Origin of the sequence: Brevibacillus sp. LEMMJ03 (assembly GCF_007197875.1) — a bacterium.
Taxonomy (GTDB): domain Bacteria; phylum Bacillota; class Bacilli; order Brevibacillales; family Brevibacillaceae; genus Brevibacillus; species Brevibacillus thermoruber.
In genome coordinates this window covers 1-419 of sequence record NZ_VKJN01000094.1, presented here as the reverse complement: position 1 = coordinate 419, position 419 = coordinate 1, and the positions used below count along the sequence as shown (strand labels likewise).

At 42.5% G+C, this 419-nt stretch carries 1 pseudogene; it reads left to right on the top strand.

The window, feature by feature from the left end:
• Positions 1 to 419: pseudogene (locus FOI68_RS22960) on the top strand (response regulator transcription factor); the annotation flags it as partial.

Genomic DNA, 419 nt, shown 5'->3' with positions numbered 1-419 from the left:
TGATTGGGTACAAGAAGGAGAAGATGCCTATGATTATGCACTCGCTTCATTTTACGATGTGATCATTTTAGATTGGATGTTGCCAAATGGCGATGGGGTGAGCGTATGTCAACGTTTAAGAAAAAATGGTTATCATGGAGCGATTTTAATGTTAACCGCAAAAGATGCGGTTCAAGATCGCGTTGAAGGACTGGAAGCCGGAGCGGACGATTATTTAGTGAACCGTTTGAAATCGACGAGCTTATGGCGCGGCTGAAAGCATTGTCCCGGCGCACGTTCGCACCGATTCAAGAAGAAATTGTTCGCTGGGGAGCGTTTTAGGTCAATCGTACAAGCCATACACTGTTGAAAGATGGTGAACAAATTATATTAACCCCACGTGAATTCCAACTACTTGATTTATTATTACAAAATAAAGG